This is a genomic window from [Mycoplasma] gypis (assembly GCF_016924775.1).
GTDB lineage: Bacteria > Bacillota_I > Bacilli_A > Mycoplasmatales > Metamycoplasmataceae > Metamycoplasma > Metamycoplasma gypis.
Map to the genome: position 1 here is coordinate 78,386 of NZ_JAFFTD010000002.1, position 20,185 is coordinate 98,570.

General features: G+C 23.6%; 13 protein-coding genes. 1 reads left to right on the forward strand and 12 read right to left on the reverse strand.

Annotation, left to right across the window (positions count from 1 at the left end; all coding sequences use genetic code 4):
* Positions 1-507: 507 nt before the first annotated feature.
* A complete protein-coding gene (locus JV175_RS02020) occupies positions 508-1,896 on the forward strand; it encodes a hypothetical protein (protein ID WP_205498827.1) in 1,389 nt (462 codons plus the stop codon).
* 77 nt (positions 1,897-1,973) lie between these two features.
* On the opposite strand, the gene JV175_RS02025 is transcribed toward JV175_RS02020, so the two are convergent.
* From JV175_RS02025 to JV175_RS02080, 12 genes are all read right to left on the reverse strand, one after another.
* Positions 1,974-4,493: a coiled-coil domain-containing protein gene (locus tag JV175_RS02025; protein ID WP_205498829.1), complete on the reverse strand. Its 2,520-nt coding sequence runs from the start codon at positions 4,491-4,493 to the stop codon at positions 1,974-1,976.
* An 831-nt stretch (positions 4,494-5,324) separates the two neighbouring features.
* Entirely contained in the window at positions 5,325-9,596 is a 4,272-nt protein-coding gene (locus JV175_RS02030; RefSeq protein ID WP_205498831.1) for an Mbov_0399 family ICE element protein, read from the reverse strand.
* On the reverse strand, positions 9,589-10,200 hold the full coding sequence (locus JV175_RS02035; protein ID WP_205498833.1) for an Mbov_0398 family ICE element protein: 612 nt from the start codon (positions 10,198-10,200) through the stop codon (positions 9,589-9,591). The genes JV175_RS02030 and JV175_RS02035 overlap by 8 nt, the downstream gene beginning before the upstream one ends.
* Positions 10,190-12,943 (reverse strand): Mbov_0397 family ICE element conjugal transfer ATPase, encoded by a 2,754-nt coding sequence (locus JV175_RS04385; RefSeq protein ID WP_205498835.1) that lies wholly within the window; start codon positions 12,941-12,943, stop codon positions 10,190-10,192. The genes JV175_RS02035 and JV175_RS04385 overlap by 11 nt, the downstream gene beginning before the upstream one ends.
* Positions 12,912-13,544 (reverse strand): hypothetical protein, encoded by a 633-nt coding sequence (locus JV175_RS02045; protein ID WP_205498837.1) that lies wholly within the window; start codon positions 13,542-13,544, stop codon positions 12,912-12,914. The genes JV175_RS04385 and JV175_RS02045 overlap by 32 nt, the downstream gene beginning before the upstream one ends.
* Positions 13,526-14,917 (reverse strand): Mbov_0396 family ICE element transmembrane protein, encoded by a 1,392-nt coding sequence (locus JV175_RS02050; protein WP_205498839.1) that lies wholly within the window; start codon positions 14,915-14,917, stop codon positions 13,526-13,528. The genes JV175_RS02045 and JV175_RS02050 overlap by 19 nt, the downstream gene beginning before the upstream one ends.
* Before the next feature lie 2 nt (positions 14,918-14,919).
* Positions 14,920-15,249, reverse strand: a complete 330-nt coding sequence (locus JV175_RS02055) for a hypothetical protein (RefSeq protein ID WP_205498841.1) — start codon at positions 15,247-15,249, stop codon at positions 14,920-14,922.
* A 43-nt stretch (positions 15,250-15,292) separates the two neighbouring features.
* Positions 15,293-16,447 (reverse strand): hypothetical protein, encoded by a 1,155-nt coding sequence (locus tag JV175_RS02060; RefSeq protein WP_205498843.1) that lies wholly within the window; start codon positions 16,445-16,447, stop codon positions 15,293-15,295.
* 28 nt (positions 16,448-16,475) lie between these two features.
* Complete coding sequence (locus tag JV175_RS02065) at positions 16,476-17,213, reverse strand: hypothetical protein (RefSeq protein ID WP_205498845.1); 738 nt, start codon at positions 17,211-17,213, stop codon at positions 16,476-16,478.
* Between the two features lie 10 nt (positions 17,214-17,223).
* A complete protein-coding gene (locus tag JV175_RS02070; protein ID WP_205498847.1) occupies positions 17,224-17,907 on the reverse strand; it encodes a hypothetical protein in 684 nt (227 codons plus the stop codon).
* Positions 17,908-17,927: 20 nt separating this feature from the next.
* Entirely contained in the window at positions 17,928-19,622 is a 1,695-nt protein-coding gene (locus tag JV175_RS04390; RefSeq protein WP_205498849.1) for a type IV secretory system conjugative DNA transfer family protein, read from the reverse strand.
* Positions 19,623-19,859: 237 nt separating this feature from the next.
* Entirely contained in the window at positions 19,860-20,177 is a 318-nt protein-coding gene (locus JV175_RS02080; protein ID WP_205498851.1) for a hypothetical protein, read from the reverse strand.
* Positions 20,178-20,185 lie beyond the last annotated feature (8 nt).

Genomic DNA, 20,185 nt, shown 5'->3' on the forward strand with positions numbered 1-20,185 from the left:
TAATATAATATATCATAAGAAAGAAAATAAAATATGTCTATATATAAGGTATTTTTTATATTCCTTAATATTATAAACAATCATTTAATGATATTTTATGATATTTTAAATCATAATTTACTTTGCTTATCTTTGCTTAAATAAATACATAAGAAAGTTTTGTTTTATTATGTTTTTTTGCGCTAAAGTGATTGTAAAACATAAAAAAATGTGCATTTGCTATAAACAAACGCACATATAAACAATATTAGTCTCAACAGTTTTTAAATTCTAACAGTATATAAAGGAATTAAAAATATAGACAAATAATTTTTTTGGATTTTGATATTTAAAAACGATAAAAATAATCATTCAAATTTGAGTTAAATACACTGTTAAAAAGTTTATGGTGTAACTTACACCTAAATGTATTATAACATAAAATTTTATAAATAAAATTTTAAATTGGTATTTTTTTCTTTTTAGGTGATATAATTAAAACATAGCAAGTATTAGTGAGGGACAAAAATGAAAAAAAATCACAAATTTTTATTTAAATCAATGTTATTCTTAGCTGGTGTTTCTTGTATATCTTTACCTTTTGTATCGATGTCATGCAAGAATACTGAAAAAGAAAAACAAGAATATAAAAAATCGTTTGTTAGTTTTTGAGAAAAACAAGTTGTTCAAGCATTTAATGAAAACAATTCTTTTTATGAACAAAACAAACAACAACTACAAAACAAAAAGCTAAAAGGTTATTTAGAACAATTAAAGTCAAAAATAGATAGTTATGTAAATGATTGAAACGAAATGAAAAACGAAGAATTGAAGTCGAAATCTAGTAATTTTAACTTTCAAAAAATAACTAACTTTTCTAATAATGTAAAAAATGTAACTGATAAATTCCAACAACTAGTAAACCTTTCAAAAGATATAGTAGATACTAGCGACTTTTATGAACAACACTATTCTAAACTCCTTAATAACGACTTAAAAAAATACTACAAAAGATTTTCAGAAGAAATTGAAAAATATATAAATAGTTTTTTTGAATATAAAGTAAATCAAACCAATGATGTTTCTTCATGAAGTAACAATTGAAACGACAAAGAAAGTATAAAAACTTTTTATAAAGATATTACTGAATGAACAAACGATTATAAAAGTGATAGTTGACTAGTGTTTGATACAAAAGACAGTTTTAATGCAGATAACTACAACAAAATTACCCCTTATATTGAAGTTGAGAAAAATAAATTTGGTATTTTCAAATTTGACTATGTAAATGAATATATGTTCAAAAAATTAGCTAATGTTTTAAACATAACTGATAAAGAACTTCGTCAAGATTTTACAGATGAAGAACTAAAACAAACCGAAGCTAATATGCACCTTTATTATGATATTGTTAAAAAATATATACCACAATTAATCAACAAAAACTGAAGTACTCAGCAAAAAGCACTTGCATTGTCAAAATTTTTAATGGTTAAAAATAATTACAATACAACAAATTACAAAAAAAATTACCACTTTTTAGGTATGAAAGAAAATGAATTTTCAGAATTTAACTGTCAAGGTATTAGCGAATTTTTATACATTGCTTTTGATATTTTAGGTTATCAAGATATTTATTTAAATAACCACTACTACAAAGTAAAAGACAACAGTTATTTAGAACACATTAATTTTTCAATTAAAGAAAATGATGTTGATTATGTTGTTGACACTACTTTTGGAGATAGAATGGACAACTGAGATAATAATTGAATTTGAAAAGATAACAATAATTGAAATTCTTATGAAACAAATAAACAGACTTTTAAAGAAAGTGTTTTTGCACCGAAAACACAATGAATGCAATTACACAATTTTTACTGAAAAAGTGATGTAACTAGAATTGAAAGAAAATAATACCACTTTATGTGGTATTTTTATTTACAATATTTAAAAGAAAAGCACGGTTATTAAACCGTACTAAAAATTTTGTTTTATCTTTCTCAACTTCAAACATTTTGCTCTGGACGTTTAGTATGACTTGCGTGACTTATTCCACCAGATGTAGCATCGGTGTGCTTGAATGTGTATTTTCAAAAATCACCGTCAATGTTTGTTAATGATATTGTATTACCCTTTATTGTCGGTATTATATTATCGTTTCAATTATAATGTGCTTTTTGTTTATAAGTAATTTTATAACCTTTTGTTATATCTTCTCTTGTGTTTTCATATAAAAATATTTCTTTATAAGCTTTTTTAATATTTGTAACCAATTCTTGCAGTTTATTTAATTCTAAATTTTTACCTAAAAGTTCATTAAATTTAGCTAAAACTTTTTCATTTACTAAATCTTTATTTAAGAAAGATAAAGTTTTATCATTAAACATTTTTGAATTACCGTTGTTTAATGTTTCAAAAGGACTTTGTATTAAATTATTATCACTATTGTTATAAACTCTTAGTCACTCATCATTTGAAAATTTAGAAAGTCCATATAAGTTTTTTAGATATTTTATGATATTTTCAGCAAAAGTATTATCCATTTCGTTCATTTTTGCAGAAAATTCTTTTACATTTTCTAATTCTGTTTTTATTTTACCGGTATTAACATTTGCTAATTTTAGTTGTTTGGTTAATTTATCAATTTCAGCATCTTTAGTTTTAATTTCACTGTCTTTAGATTTAATTTGTTCATTTAAACTACTAATTGTTTGTTCTTTTTCGTCAATTTCTTGTTCTAATCTTTGATTTTCTCTATTTTTTTCTTCAATTTCATTATCTTTTTGCGAGTTTTGTTCTTGTAACTGTTTAACTTGTTCTTTTAATTCTGTTACTTCTCTTTGTTTTTCATCGTACATGCTTTGTAATTGTTGAATTCTTGCATTTTTTGATTGTTCATTATCTTTATTATTTCTTTTAGCTTCTTCTAATTCTCTTTTTAATCTTTGAATTTCAGCTTCTTTACTACTTATTTCTTGATTTTTATTTCTTAAATCAGCTTCTAAGCTGCTTTTTTCTCTTTGAGCATCGCTTAATTGTTGTTCTAATGTTGCTTTTTGTTCTTTTGTTTCTTTTAATTGTTGTTCTAACGATGATTTTTGTGTTTCTAATTGTTTGATTTCTTCAACTTTTTGTTTAAAGTTGGTATCTAATTGTTCATAATTTGTATTTAATTCTTGATAATCTCTTTGTTTTTGTTCTAATTCACTATTTAAAGAACCAATTTGTTCTTCGTTTTGTCTTATTTGATTATCCTTAGTTTCAATTTCGTTATCCTTTTGTCTAATTTTTTCTCATAAGTTTTGAACAATTGAACCTTCTTTTGCATTTTTACCATCTTCACCAAAAACGAAGTCGATATCATCACTACCCACCAATTGCATTAATTTTTCTTTTGCTTGCTGAATTGTGTTGTCTTTTGTGTCATTATTTTGGTTAAGTTTTTCAATAAATTCTACAAAAATATCTTTGTTGTAAGAATTTGCATCATTATTAGCATTTTTAAAGTTATTAAACACATTTAATAATTTTTCGTTTTCTTCATTGTTTAAATTCTTGCTTTCATCAAAAAGTTTTGCAATCAATTCTTCATCTGTTAATTGTTTGTAATTATTAACAATACTTAGTTTTTCGTTAAGAACATTACCGTTATCCATGTTTTCTAACAATCACTTTTGTTCAGTTTTGTTTTCTAATTCTGGATATATTTTTTCATCATCAGTTGCTGATGCAATATTTTTTCAAACACTAAAATCATTTGCTTTATCGTTCATTAATTGAATTTCATATTTAATTCTTTCAATATATTTATTAATTAAATCTGCTTTTTGATTATTTAATAAATCAATTTCTTTTTGTTTTGCTTTATTATCTTTTTCTAGTTTATTAATACTATCTTGCTTTTGTTTAATTTCAGCTTCTTTTTCTTTAATTAAGTTTAAAGCTTTTTGATAATCCTTAGTTAAATTAGCTAATTTAAGTTCAAGTTGATTTTGAATTTTTTTATGTTCGTTATATTCTCTAATTAATTGAATTCTTAAATCTTGAACACGACTTTCTAATAAATTTTTTTGTTCATTTAAATCATCGTATTTGTTTTGTAAAGCATTGTAATTTTCATGTGCTTTTTGGATTTCTTCTTCTAATTCTTTTTGTTTTTGTCTTAACTCTTCAATTAGTTTAGCATCACGATTATTTTGCTCTAATGCTAATCTTAATTCCTCATCAACATCAGCTTTTGCTTTTAATAATTGTTCATGTTCTAATTGTAGTCTTGTTAAGTTGTCTTGAGTTTTTAATAAAGCTTCTGTTACACTATCGTTTTCACTTTTCAATTCAACAATTTTTGTATATTGTAAACTGTTTTTATAAATATATTTTTCTTTTGCTTGACAGTTTTTTACCAAAAGTGGTATTAAAACTGCGCAAGTCACACCAGCTCCTAGTGTTAATCCTAAAAATATTTTTTTAGCTTTTTTTGTTTCTTTTTGTTTATTTTCTTTATTTTTCATATTTTCTCCTTGTATTTTCTTTTTTTTATTTTTATAATTTTTTTTATGTATAAATTAACACAATTTTTTGTCGTTTCTACCCTTTCATTTTGAGTCCCATTAACAATAATTGTTTTTTTGTTTTTTTTAACAATATTTCTTAAAAAAATTAATTTTTATTGAGAAAAAGTTTTTAATCTTCTAAAAAAGAAAATAAAAAACTTTATTATTTGTAATCTTTTTTGATTATTTTTTTGTATTCTTATTTATATTTTTGAAAGTATTGTTGTTAAAAATTTTTCGAATAGTATTAAAGATTTTTACAATTTAATAATTGAAAAATTAATAGATACACTAAAAATGAAAATTATTACTATTTTAGTATTTAATTTTTTTTCATTATCAGTCACCGTTATTATGATTATTAAATGAATTGTTAATAAAAATATAGAGCATGAATTTTAGTAATTAAGCAAATTATTATAAGAATAAAAGTTGTGATTTGCACAATGTGAAGTAAACTTTTAAGACAAATTTTTTGTGTTTTATTATATTGAATATTTATTTGTTCGAATGCATCTAGTCCATTAATGAATAAAAATACAAACCATAGAAAAAAACAAAAAATATACAAAATTATGTTCAATGTATTTTCAAATAGATTAATATATGACATTAAAAGAACACTTGTTATGTTAATTGTTACAAAGCATGTTTTCTTTTCTAAAAACATAATTTTTGCTTTACTATCTTTTATTGTCCTAAACTGTTTAATTGACATAATTAAATAAACTGTTAAAAGCAATGTGTTCAACAAAAGCACTGATATTGTTATAAAAATTAACATCATTTTTAAACCTTTCTCGCTACTTTTCGTTTCCACAAAGCAACAAGTAAAACTGTTAAAGGTATTCCAAAAAACAAGAAAACACTAACGGTTATTAGTATTATTTTGTTTTGCTTTTGTTTAAATAAGAATTTTTTATTTTTTATTAAAGTACCATCTAATGATTCATTACCAGTTTTGTCGTTAATAAATTTATAATTTAGTTTGTTTTGAATTTTTAAGGTTATTACACCTTTTGAAAATCCCCTTACAGAATGAACTTTTAGTGTTGTTGAATTTAAATAACTTAATTTATAAGTTAATTCATCAATCGCATTATCCAATTCATTCCTTTTTATTAAGTAATGAATTCCATCTGTTAACTTTAATTTGTCTAAATTTTCTTCAATATATAAAACAATTTTGTTAAAAATGGATGAATAAGTATTTTCGGATAATGTTAAATCTTCCAATTTGATTGTAGAAAAATCAGTTTCTTCTTTTTGTAGCTCTATATCTTCTAAATCATCAATAACATTATTTATATTTTCAATAAAATTCTCTATTTGAAAGCTATATGAATTAATAGTTTTGTTTTTTATACTATTAATAACAATTGTTGTATTATTTATACCTTGTTGTGCAATCAGTTTTTTTACCTTAGAATTTATGTCTTCTTCGAAAACATAATTTTCTTTTTCAGTTAAATGATATTTTTCTAATAAAAAATCTTTTATATCAAAATAAATTTGTTGTCTTAAAACACTAGCTTTATTTTGCTTATATACTAGTTTTTGACTATTAATCAAGCTTAAGTCAAAGCTGTTATTTTCATCATTGTTTGCATCTTGTTTGAAAACATTTGCAACAACTTCGTTAAAAATTTTAATTTTTAATTTATTTTTGCTTTTTGAACCATTATTAACAATTAATAAAGCTTTCTTTGAATAATTCAAAAAGTTCATTGTCTTATCTAATTCTTCCGAATTGATTTCGTAGTGTTTGTTTTCTTTCAATCCTTTTTTATTTAAAACATATCTAACTTCATCAATAATTTTTTGTCTTAGTTTATTATTATTTTTTTCACTAAAAGTTAATGTAGGAACATTAACTAAATTTAAATCAATTTTAAAAATTGAATTTGTATTTACGTTCTCAATAATGTCGGATGCATTAGTGTTTTCAACATTAAAAGACAGTTTACCAATTACTTTGACATTATTAGGAATAACAACAATAGTTGTTTCTCTTTTTAAAACAATTTCATTAATTTTTTTATCAAAATTTTCGATAATTATTTCTCTATCAAGTTGTATGTTTTCATTATCAATTAATTGATTAATGTGATTGATAATCATTTGTTTTATTTCTTGTAAGTACTTTGAATTTAAAACTAATTTTTTACCAATAATATTATTTAAATCAAACTCTTTATCCACATAGCTTTTCGCATAGTTATAAACCTTTATAAAAGCTCTACCAGATTTATTACCTAATGCTTCTAAAACTAAAATACTGTATTTTTTATTTTCGTTATTGTCGGTAATAATTTGAATAAATTTTCTTTGTTCAACAACTTCATCAAGATTTTTAATTTGATAATCTTGATTAAGTACTAAATTATTGAATTCTTGACTTAAGTAGTTTTTAATAGATTTTTTGATTTCTTCAGCATCATTCAAACCATTAATGTTGAATTGTCTTTCTTTTGATAAAAATAAACTGTTTGAATTTTCAAGTTTTTCATTATTTACATCACTTGTATCAGTTTCACTTTCTTTATTTTCTTCTTCATTATTTGTTTCGAAAATATTTTTTGTGTCTGTTTCCTTTGATAAAAAGTTTTCTAAATAAAGAGTATAAGAATTAGTGGGTAAAATTGTCACACTATCTTCACCGATTAACAAAATATCTAAAAGATTTTTTCTGTATCTTAAACGATAGCTAAACAAATCTAAATCACTTTCTTTTTTAGTTTTAAAAAGTTCAGATTTTTTAATTTTTGTTATTTTTTTGAAAAAATCCTTCTCTTTGCTTGCTTTAGCTATTTTTAAGATTAACTCTTTGTTTAATTCAATATTTATTTCAGTTGTTGTCGACTGATTTTGAGTATTGAAATTTATTTTATAAATTAAGTCATTATTAACCAGTTTTAAATCTTGTCTATTTGTATCAAGCGAAACAAGAATTCTTATTGTGTTATCTAATTTGTCTATAACGAATTTTGAAATTTTAATGTACGAACTTCATTTGTCTTTTATCAAAAAATCTTCTTTAAATTTAGTGTAATCATTATTATATTTATTTAAAAATGCATTATAATTTGTGTTATTTAACTTGCTAAAATCAAATTTAGGAGAAATGTTTTTAATGTTCCAATAATGTTCTCTTATATGTTCTCTTTTAACATAGTCATATCAGTAATTTGCTATGTCTTCGTACTTTAATTCATTAATTTGATTTTCATCTAAATTTCTTTCATTGGTTAAATATTCTTTTAATAACACTCCGTAATAGCTTTTTCAAATATCTCCAAATCATTTTCTAGGTAAGGTATCTAAAATGCTATTTATTGAACTTTGTTTGTCTGTTATATAAACCAATTTAAAGTTATCAACACTTTTATTTATTTTTGAACAGAATAAATAAAGTCCCGACTTAGAAAAGTAAGATAAATCAGTTGTAGTGTTTTGCAATAATTTAAAGTAATCACCGTTTTCAAACGGTATTATTTTTAAATTTTCGCTTTCAGCATCAATTTTAAAAACTTTAAACTCATCAGTTGTGCTTAATAATTGTAATAGCGCACCACTACCTAGATTTATTGCTTCAGCAACTATTCCTTGTTTTTTAGTTTCATTTTCTGCAAAAGGTAAAAATAAAGTATTAGTAGATACTGGTATTTTTGTTGCTTTTGTTAACGGATATTCTTTTTTATATTTTTCTTGGTATCACTCAAGTTCTTTTGCTGTGTTTCTTGTAGAAAAATCAAGTCAAACTATCTTCTTTTTAGTACCCGTATTTTTATCTAATTCAGCATCATATAGTTCGTTTTTAACCTTTTTACCATTCTCGTCAATTATGTTATTACCATTTTCATCTTGTTTGTATTCTGTAATTAATAGCTTCTGTTGTTTGTTATTTTCTGGATTTCAAGCATAATATTTAAAATCTTCAACAGCTTGATATTGATTAATAATCAAAGTTATTCTGTAAGTGTATTTTAAATTATTATCACTTTTGAAAGTATCGTTAAATACTTTGACTTCAATTACATATTTATTAGTTTTGTTTTCGTTTTCGCTGTTTTCCTTTATTTGTTTAAAGTTTCGATTATCGGTTAAAATTTCATTAAATTCTTGATTTAATACTTCAATTTTTTTCCCATTAATAATCAAAGCTTCATTTTCTAAATCGCTTGTGTGAAAGCTTACACTTAAAGGAGTATGAACTTCATAAACACCAGCATCTCACAGTTTTAAATTACTGTCGAAACCTTTGTCTTTTTTAATAACTTGTGGTACGTCTTTTATTAATAGTGTGGAATTAGTGTACCCATCCACCCATAAACCATATTCAATTTTTAGTCTTTTGCTTAAATCTAAATTTCAATATTTTTGACTCAATTTCAAATTTATTGCAATGTTTTCTGCTACTAAAACATCACTAGAATTAAATTCAGTGTATAAATTTATGTAATTTAATGCATCTTGAACTCTAAATTTAAGTTTGAAATAAGGATTATTTATCGAATTGTTAATTTGTTTTATTTTTTCTTCTAAATAGTCAATATTGCTTTTGTAATTTTTTAGTGAATTTGACGTTAAAACACCGCCAATATCACTAGGGATTGACAAGGTATTGTCGTTTTCTAAATACTCCTTGACAATTGATATAAATTTGTTATATTCTCCAATAAATTTACTATTTTGATTGTTAATATTTATTAAATTTTCAATTTCTTTCTTTTTTTCTTTTCATATTTTTAATTGCGCTTTATTTACACCTACCGTTTCGTAGTATTCTTGTTCTTCTCAATAACCACCACCTAGTTCTCATCACTCTGATGAATGATAAATAGAATTAGTTTTTGTTATTGTTGTTCCTGAATATTCTTCGATTTTTTTGTCAGCTTCTTGTAATTTTGCATTCAATTCTTCTTGACTAAAAAGCTTTAAATTTAAAGTATGTCATTTTGTTTTTTTAAAATTAGTAACACTTTCATAACTTAAAAACATTGATGGAATAGTGATTAAAGGTAGTGTGGAAAGTCATAAGACTTTGCTTGTTTTATTCATTGTTTTCTTCATTGTTTTCTTCGTTAATCTTTGCATCAATATTTTTTTCAGTTATTGATTGTGTAGCATCTCAGAATTGTTTAATGTCATATTTTTCAAAATTTTCTTGTCTTCGAATTGCTTTTTTAACTTTGTTATTTTGTTCGTTAATGTCTTTGTCAATCGAAACTTTTATGTTTTCTCTTAAAAGTTCGAAAATGCTTTGTTCTTGTAAAATTTCATTTGCATAATGTAGATTTAAATCATCATAGTTAATTTTTTCGTTTTTATTTTGACTGATTAAAATGTTAATAATTGCATCAATTTTTTTATTTATTAATAAAAGTTCTAAACGATTGTTGAAAATTTCTGCATTAATATTTGCTTGAAATGGAGCTAAAGAGCTGAAAAATGCTTTTCTAAATGAATAAAACATATCATTTTTTATATCCTTTAAAACAGCTTGCTTATCCAGTTCTTCAAAATGACTTAGAACAACAGATTGTAAATAATTATTTAAGTTTTGTCCTTTTCTTTTAAAACTTCTTTTTATATTTTCGATATATTCTCTATTGTCATCATTATAAAAACGAATTGTTAATCTTTCTTCTTTGCTATTGCTCATTATATTTACCTATTTCTCCTTTATCGAAAAATAATTCTTTTTCTAAATCGTTATAGTAGATTTTTAATGGTATTTTGTGTTTTGTATTAAGTGAAAAAATACCATTTCCAATTTCAGCGTTTGCTAAAAATCTAATTTCACTCTGTGTTAAACCTCCATTTGCTTTAAAGTTTTGACTGATTAGCTCTATGTCATTTTGTCTTAGAGCTAAGAATAATAAGTATTGACAGTTGTTGAATATACCCATCGCTTTTTGGACACCATCTTTATTAATAAATAAATCACTTGTATTTTGTGTAGCTAAAATTAAACCAGTGTTGAATTTTCTTACTGTTTTAGTTAAGTCAAAAAGCATTTGAAGTGTTATGTCGTTATTAAAATATCTGTGCACTTCATCAATAATAATGAGAGTTTTTTTATCTTTGTTTTTGACAAAGTTATCGTAAATTTTGTCTTGTAAAAAGCTTAGTAAAATGAATATACCTAGCTTTTCACTACTATTATTTGAATTATTGAATAATTGAGAAGTATTAAAACAAACAAAATAGTTATCGAAATTTATATTTGTTTTACCGTTGTAAAGTAATCGATATTTACCGTGTTCACCGTAAAAATAAGTTAATATTTCTTGTAATTTTTCAAGCATTATGTATTCTTCTAAAAATACATTTTTATTAACTTTTTCTTTCTTTTCTTTGATATATTGAATCAAATCATCGATAGTCATTCAATCAAATGTTTTTAATTCTTCAATTGTTTGTAAGTTATAAACACCTTTTTGTAAATAAAGCTCATTTATTAGTTTAATTAACGCTCTAATTTCATTTTCTCTTAATTCACTTATTGCTAAAGTGAAGTAATTTTCTAATCATTCACGGTGTTTGTTAAAAATAATTTCCAAATTATTTTTTTGTTGCTTATCAATCAATTTAACAACAACTTGTAGGGGATTAAGTTTTGTAGTTCCACCACCAAAATTTATTTCATCAGCTCCAAAATATTTATTTATTTTTCCATATTCATTTTGGGTATCTAATAAATAAACTCTGTTGTTTTCTACCAAATTGTTTGCTAGTATCTTTTTAAGAACTGTACTTTTACCACTACCAGATGAACCGTTTATAAACATATTATGATTACTTCTGTTTTTGTCCTTTAAGTAAAATTGATTAAATATTATTTCTTCATCAGTACTTAAGCTTGTACCTAAAAATAGTGAATTACCATCATTTACTTTATCATTGTTGAAACTTCAACCTCATACAATATTTTTTGAAGTCATGATTAAATCATCATTAAAAACTTTGTTATATCTTAGAAAGATATTACCGAATATTTCAAACTGTCTAAAAATATAATTATTTAAGTAGAAATTATATTTTCTGTTTTCGATATATAAATCTTCATTGATTTTTTTTAGTTCTTTTTCGCTTTCAGCACAAGAAATTAAATATATTGACGCATTAAATAAATTGACACTTTTTTCTTGTACTTGCTCTAGTAAAAATTCAACATTTTCGATTTCGTTATTAGATAAATTAGACTTATAGTGACTTTTGGTATCTCTTGCGTTAATTTCTAAATTTTTTAATGCAGTATCAATAATTTTTTCTTGAGTATTAGAATTCACTTTACTTAAATTTAAAATAAATGTACTGTCGTTATTTAACAAAGTATCCAAATAACTTTCGCTTAGTGTCGATGGAACATCGTTAACCTTTAAAATTGATAAATATTTATCGTCACATTTAATAAAGTTTTTTGAAAATTTAACTTCATCAAACGAAAATATCTTTTTAAATTTTGAATTAGCATATACATAATCGTTATTGTTGAATCAAAAGTTTATAAATCTTTGTTTGAAATTTTTGCTTTTAACTTGTTTTTGAACTTCGTTTTCATCTTTTAATAATTCTTCAATTTCTTCTTCACTTAAATCTTTATAAATTAACTTACTTATTAATTTTAGAGTTGCTTTTTTGTCAAGAACCTCATTGCTTAAACCAGCATTATTTAATTCAGAGGAAATTAAATCAAGTTGATTGTCAATTCTATTGTCTTTTAATGTTGTTAATGAAATGTAATAGTTATCTACGAGTAAATCATTATTTAAAAAACCAATATCTTTGATTGTTTCAGCATAATAATCTTTGAAGTTTTGTGAATATTTTGATTTTTTAAAATTATTATTTTCAGTAATATTTTTGTCTATGAAATCGAAATTTTTATCATAGTTACTTTTTTGTTTTAATCGAATAAAACTGATTTTCCCATCTACTAATTCGATTATTCTTTGTATGTTATCAAGAAACCTTTTTATGTCAGTTTCTTCTTCATTCCAGATATTTTTACCACTAAATTTAATGATTTTTGTATATGATTTACCAACTACTTTGTTGTTTGCTATTAAACTACCGTTTTTAGAAAAACCACTATACGGTACAAGAAAATAAGTTTCTTGTTTTGTGTTTTTTTTGTATGTTTTAATGGAAATTAAGTATAAAAATTGTCTAAACACCAAAACATATAATCTACAGTTGTGTTTTGAGTTTTTTATTAATAATAAGTTGAATGCTATTACCAAACCGATAAATGAAAATAATTTATAAATTCCTTTTAAAGGTAAGATTAAACCAACCAAAATTGCAAGAACAGAAAGAACAAAACTAACTGATATGTCTAAAAGTGAAAAATCTCTAAAAATTATTATTTTATTCTGTTTTAAGTTTTTCGCTTGTTTCATCTTTTTTTACAATCTTTTTGCAAAACAATCTATAGCTTGTTTGTTTTCTTTGTATGTAATTTGTGTGATGGAAAAGTATAAAATCTTTAATAATAATCTTTGTTATTTTTTCTAAATTTTCAGTTAGTGTCCCACTTTTAGCACTTGGTGTTAATATCAAATCATAATCTTCTTTTGTAGATAACGTTTTTTTAATAAAAGGCTCGCTCATGTTTAAACCATTAAAGGTGAAGGTGTATTCATCGTATTTGCTTTGTTCAACTAATCCAGAAACCTTAATATTAAAATCCATTCAACCAGAAGTTGTATTTTTTATTTTTTGCGTAATATTAATGTTTGCTCCCCAGATTTTTGCTAAATCATAAGTAACATTTATTGTTTTTGTATCTTCAGATATTCCCAAACGTATTTTGTTATCGTTTCACATGCAAACAATTTCTTTTACTCCTTTTTTCCTTTTGTATCAGAACAAAACAAGTGGTAAGAAATTAAAATAGTCTCAAATATCCACATTATTTTTATTATTTAGTTTATTTATTTTTTTTATCTTTCTTTCAAGTTCTTTCGTAGATTTTATTTGTATTATCTTTGTTTTCATCATTTACTGTTCTCCTTTTGTAAAGTTGGAGATGGTGATTTTTGTTCCATCATTTTAAGTGCTTCTTGTAAGTCAGCGTTTTCCAATTTTTCCAGACTTGATTGAACCTTTTTATATTCCACTTTATTCATCAGTGGATTTTTTACATTTTCAACAAACGGAGTTTTTATTTTATTTCTATAAATAGAGTTATCACTTGCTTTTTGTTTTATTTGCGAAATATTATTATTGTATTGTTCTCTTGTTAGTCTTCCTTGTTTTCAATCTTCTTTATTTCTTCTTAATCTCTTTAGTTTTTCACGGTGATTTGAAGTCGATAAGTGTCCTAATCCTCATTTTGTCGCTTTCGCTCCAGCAAGAACTCCAGCACCCAATCCAAATAATGTTTTCATCTCACCCATACTTTCTCTAATACTTGCTTTTTCACCAATAAAACTTGCGAAAATTTCAGTAACTGTCATGTTACCTAAAGCACCACCGATTAAAAATAAACAAATCAATACAAATTTGTCAATACTACTTAAATTTGTTTGAACATTTACTCAGCTAATAGCTCTACCAACAAAAATAGCATATATTTGTATTCCGATTAAGAAACCAATAATAACTACTAATTTAGATACATACATTTTCATTCATTCTTTCATTCTTACACCGTTGTCAACAGAAGCAGTACTGAAAACTAAAGGTGAAATTATAAATAAAACAAATTGATGAAAAAGTTTTGTAATTATTAGCATTGAGGAGATTAATAAAGGTATTAAAGTCGCTCACGAAACGAACAATCCCTTAAATAGTAATAGAGAATTACCACCACTTTTTGTGTTGTAATAGTAATCATTAAATGGAACTTTGTATCCATCGTTTGATAAATCATTTCAGTGTTCTAAAGAAAAATTGTCATATAAATATTCCTTATCATATAAAGAAATTCAAATGTCTTTACCCAACTGTATTTCGTTACCACTAAAAATAGCTATTGAAATTAAATTTATAAATACATTTAAAAAGTAAAGAAGAAAAGGTAAACACAGCATTATAAAACCAAATAAAAAGGAGTATTTTAAAACACTTTTTACACTTTGTTTTTTAGACACATCTTTATTTGTGCTTGTTGCTCTTGTGATACCAATAATAAATGTGATAATTGTAAAAACTAAACAAATTGTTACCAATTTAAAGAAAAGTCAAGGTACATTAATATCACTAAAATTTTTGAACTCTAAACTACCAAACATTAAATAATTTGGTAATCCAAAAATAATAAGATAAAACAATCGTATTATTTTATCGATAATAATTAGTGGTAGTGCAACTAAAAAACTAAATGCTCCACTTCATACTGAGTAGAATAAATAATTAAATAATAGTTTCACTGTTAACCTTGTTGTGGTGAATTTCAGACACCGTTAATAACACCTTGAGCAAGTGGTATCATGATAGCAATTAAAATAATTATTGCTGGAACAATAGCGATAAGTAAAAGGTGTTTTAATTTCGATTTTGTATCTTCTGGATCATTTTTTTTCTTAGCGTCAGCTCAATCTTTGTACGAAAGAAAAAGCTTAATACCTCATCAAATACCAAAAAATAGTATAAATATCCCTATAACACCTCAGAGAATTGTGTTTAGCTGTTTAGCACCACTTCTTAAGTTATCAATAAGTGCTGAATTATCTTCATAATTAATTAATAAAAAATTATTCATTGTATCTCCTTAAATCTTGTAAAAAAACTGATTAAGTAATATCTTAATCAGCAAAAAAAGAATCAATTTGAGCAATTAATTCGTTGTATTCTCAGTTTGTAATTTTTCAATCTTTTTTTTGGATATAAGCATTAATGAAATCATCATAGTCGTTTTTTCTATTTTGTTCAAAATCAATCTTCTTTTCGTAAAAAAGAGTTTTGATTTCAAGATTTAAATTAATGCATCAGTTATATGTGCTTTCGAAATCACTTTTATTATTTTGTGACACTTCGTTTATTGCTTCATTAGGGAATAAATATAGTTTATTTTGTTGTTGTTCTTGATTAATAAAACCCAATAAATTGTTAATGTGTAAAAAATCGTTGTTTAACTGATTAATTACTTGCAATTCTGAAACAATAAGTTTATTCTTTTCTCAGTTATCAAAATTTTCTAATTGTAAAAACACTGTTAAAAAGTTTAAATATTCACTGTATAGCTTAGCTTGTTTCAAGGTAACAATTAAAGATAAATAAATATTTCTGAAAGTTCATCAAAATTCATCATATTTATTTTCAGAATTTAACTGTAAAAAGTTTTCTTTGACAAAAGAATCAGTTATTAAGTTAAATTTTTGAATTTCTTGTTTTTGTTCATCATCATCGGAATATTTAAAGTCTTTTTCATTTTCATTAAAAAAGTAATTATTAAAATTTTCTTTAAGAAACAATTTGTATTGATTGAAATGTTTGGGGGTATCCACTAAATTAAGAATACCTTTATTTTCATCATTTAATCAATCTTTTAAAAAGTTTACAAGTTTTAATATTTCTTCTTTTTTTGATTTAAATTTTAAAATATTTTCAATTCTTAAGCTTCTTATAATTTCTGAAACTTCTCCTAAATAGGGTACTTTAAAATAATTTAAAATGTTATCAATGTTTTCAAAATCTGTTTTGTAAACTAATTTCTTTTTTAAATAACTAAAATTATTATTCACATATTTTGATAAATCAATTATGCTAATATCTTTTACTTCTTCGTTATCTAAAAAATATTTTTGTTCATTAAATTCTAATAAAATTTGCTCTTTTTTATGATTTACTTTGTTTTTTTGTGCTTTGACAACTAAAGAGTTTTTATTATCTTGTTGTGTATCAACACCACAAGATAAAAATGAAAAAGGAACAGCACATAAAACACAAACTGAAAACATTTTTTTACTCAAATGTTTTATTCTTTTTTTACCGTTGGAAAATGTCTTCGTTATCTTCCAAAAAATTTTCGCTTTCATATTCTTTTTGATTTTCTTTTTTAGACATTTGTTTTTTATATTGATTATATTTTTGCATTCTATTAAATTTCAATGAGCAAAACTTTTCACTATTTGCTTTTTTTGAATATTCAATAGAGCTTTTTAGTTCTGACATGACATAGCTTTTGAATTCTAAAAAGTTTTTATCTTCGTATTCTTTTTTAAGTATGTTTGCAGAAAACTTTTGTATTCAATATTCTCATGTTTTTAGTTGTAATTGAAATAAGATTTGATTATAAATATTATGGAAATCACTTCTATTTATATCTTGCATACAAACTTTTTTTGTTTCTTTATAATTTTGCGAAATATTTGAATAAATAAAATCCTTAAATTCTCATTCATCATCTTCTACATTAACAGCAGTTTTCAGTTTTTGCATAAATTCTTCTCTACTGTCAGATGATAAAATATTTTCTAAAAAGATTTCGTTATTTCTAATGTTTAAGTTAGGAATAGTATTTTGTAATAAATTAATTCCTTTTTTTCTAATAAGATTAAGAATTTTTAATAGCTCTTGTTCATTTTGTGTGTTTGTCTGTGATAAATAATTGTCTTTCTTCGTTTTAAATGCAGAAATAACAGCGTATAAATCACTTATGAAAAACTCTAATCTATCAGACATGTCATTTAAATAATTGTCAACTTGTAATAATGTTTTATCCATATTGTTCTCCTTAAAATTCGAATACTTTATCTAGTTCTTTTTCTAAATGTGATTGCATATCTTGTTCATTCTTTTCTGTTTGTTTCTTTTCTTCTAATCATTTTTGTATTTCTGTTTTAGTTTTGATTTCTTTTTGTTCTTTTGTTTCTTTAATTTTTTCTTTCAACAGTTTGTCTTCATTTTTTAATTCTTTGATTAAATAATCTGTAAATGTTAAATTATTGTTTTTGTCTTCAATAAATTTTTTATTTATGAAATTTATCTCTTCAAGCATACTTTCTAAAAGCATTTCTTTAAAATTAAATTCATTGTCCCCTTTAAATTCCTTTTGATATTTTTTATATGTTGTAGAATTTTCACTATAAATTGCTTCCAACATTTTTAATTCAGTATCTTTATAAGAATTTAATTCTTCTTTAAAATTTAATTCAAAGTGATTTGGTGAAGTAAAGGTGTTTTTAGAATTTGTTAATGCATCAAGCATTGTTTTTCTTCTGAATTCAGCAAAACTTGGTACAACTTCTTTTAGTGCTTGTGATAATGCATTAACGATAAAAAAACTTTGTTTTTTAAATTCGTTTTCGTCGTTATTTAGTCTGCTTTCTTCTACTTTTGTAATTATTTTTTCAATATTTTTTAGTTCTCTTGATAATAAATAAGAATTTTTTAGTTCGTAATTAATTTGTTTTTTCATATATCTTCCTTTTTATATTTTTAATCTTTTAAATCTTCTAAATTGATTTCATACTCGTATTTGAAATCTCTTTTAATATTTTCGTTTTGCATTTCTTCAAGTGTTTCTATTTGTAAAAATGCTTTATCTTCGGTGTAAACTTCACCTTTTTTGTATTTGTATTCATCATCTGTTTCAATATATTTAAATGCATATTGTGGTAAAAGAGCTAAGGGACGATATCCAGTTTGAAAAACAATCATTAAATCTTTATCTTTGAAATAAATTTCACTTTCGCTTAAAAATTGTTCTTCTTGACTATTAATTGTTTTAGAAACGTTGTTTTTATTTTCAGTTATTGATACCTTTTGTGTTTCTTTTTTACCCAGTAAATTGCTAAAGCTTTTAATTGTATCCATATCATTTGTAGAAAGGAAATAAATGATTTTTGCTTGTTGTTTAATTACATTAGCTTTGTCTTGTCCGTGCTTTATTGTCAATTGACTGAAAGATTGTAGACAGATTAAATAAAATATTTGATAACTTCTATCAATACTCATTCACTTGTCTAAGTTTTCGATTTTTGGTATTGAATAAAATTCTTCAAGTATTCAGAAAAATTTTCTAGGTAATTTTTGCTTCTTAATGGTACTTGCGTAATCAATTGCTACTTGGTGTATTCTCTTGAGCAAAAGTCCTATTAATAAGTTGTTATCTACTTTAGAGTTGTTAAATTGAATGAATATTGCAAACGGTTGTTGTTCCATATCGTTAAATATTTTTTCCAGTTCAATATTGCTTTTCTTTGTTAGCTTATTAATGTTTGAATTCGAAGTGAATAAACTTAATGCATTTTGTGAGTTTGTTAAAATACCACCAATTGTTTCTTTTGGAATATCAATCAATCCCTTAAATTCAGTACTTAAGTTGTTTCAATATCCATTTTTACTCTGATTGTCTTTGATTATGTTATACACAATTGAATTTGAATTATTGAATGTTTCTTTAGTCATAAACTTATAAACATTTTGAAAATTAAAGTATTCTTCTTTAATTGTTGTTTCTTCTTCAACACTATAGTAAATTAGAAATTTTAAAATAACTCTAATTACCGTTTTACCCATACTTACTCATATACTGCTTTTTTCATTTTCATCTCACGAAATAGAGTTAACCATTTCTTCTATTGAGTTATCCACACTATCTCAATCACTGTTTTTTAATGAATATGTACCATCGCTATTTTGTGTTTTTTCATTATGAAAAATTTTTCAAATGTGAGTTAGTGGATTTCATAAAAATGAATTTTTATAATCATCTAAATTAAATACACGAATGTCATAGTTTGCATTTTCAAGCATTTGTCCAGTTCTTTTTAATATATCCCCTTTGGGATCAGTTATAACAAAACAAGGTTTAAGGTTATCGCTTAATAATGTTGCATGATGGATATTTGGAATAATAATTTTTTCCGTTTTTCCACTACCGATATCTCCATAAATAATTCCATGAGTATCTTTAATATTTGAACAAATATACTTATTTTCTATTCTTGAATACTCTAAAACAAAATTGTTAGAATTTTCACCATTAAATTCTTTTTTAAATTTGTTTTTTTCACCTTCTTTTGTTTTTTCGTTTCACAATCAGCGATTATACTTGTCATCATTTTGTTTATCAATGTGAACTTTTTTCTTAAATCATTTCTCAAAATCTTTATGAAAAAATCAAATCATCAAGCTGATTGTTGTTAAAAAATTAATTCCTAAAGCTATAAAAGTGTATTTGTCCAAAGCAATATAGAAATTTATTATGTCGTTTCAAAAGTTACTTTTATGTGATATCCAGAGTGTAATAATGTTATTTTGTTTAATTATTAGTAAAAATAATGCAAAAAAGAATCCTAAAAAAACTGGTATAAATAAGAAAAAAAATAAATATTTGAATATTCGATTTAATTTAATTGTTATTCCTTATCTATCAAAGCTAAATTCTTTTAAAGCATTAACATAGCTATATCTTGTACCATAGAGATTTAGTAACTCTCTTTGAGTTTGTCTAATCGCTTGCTTACTTGGTAAATATTCTTTATTAAAAATATTATTTTCTTTTGTAATTAAAGAATTAATATCATCTAAAATAAAATTATCACCATAATCATATTCATCATTTTCTTCATTATAACCAAAATAATCATGTGCATCGAAAATGACATTTTTTAAACCAGCTTTGTATTGTTTATCATTTAAATAAATAATAATATCTTTATCACTAAAACTACTTGCTCCCATAATTTGCT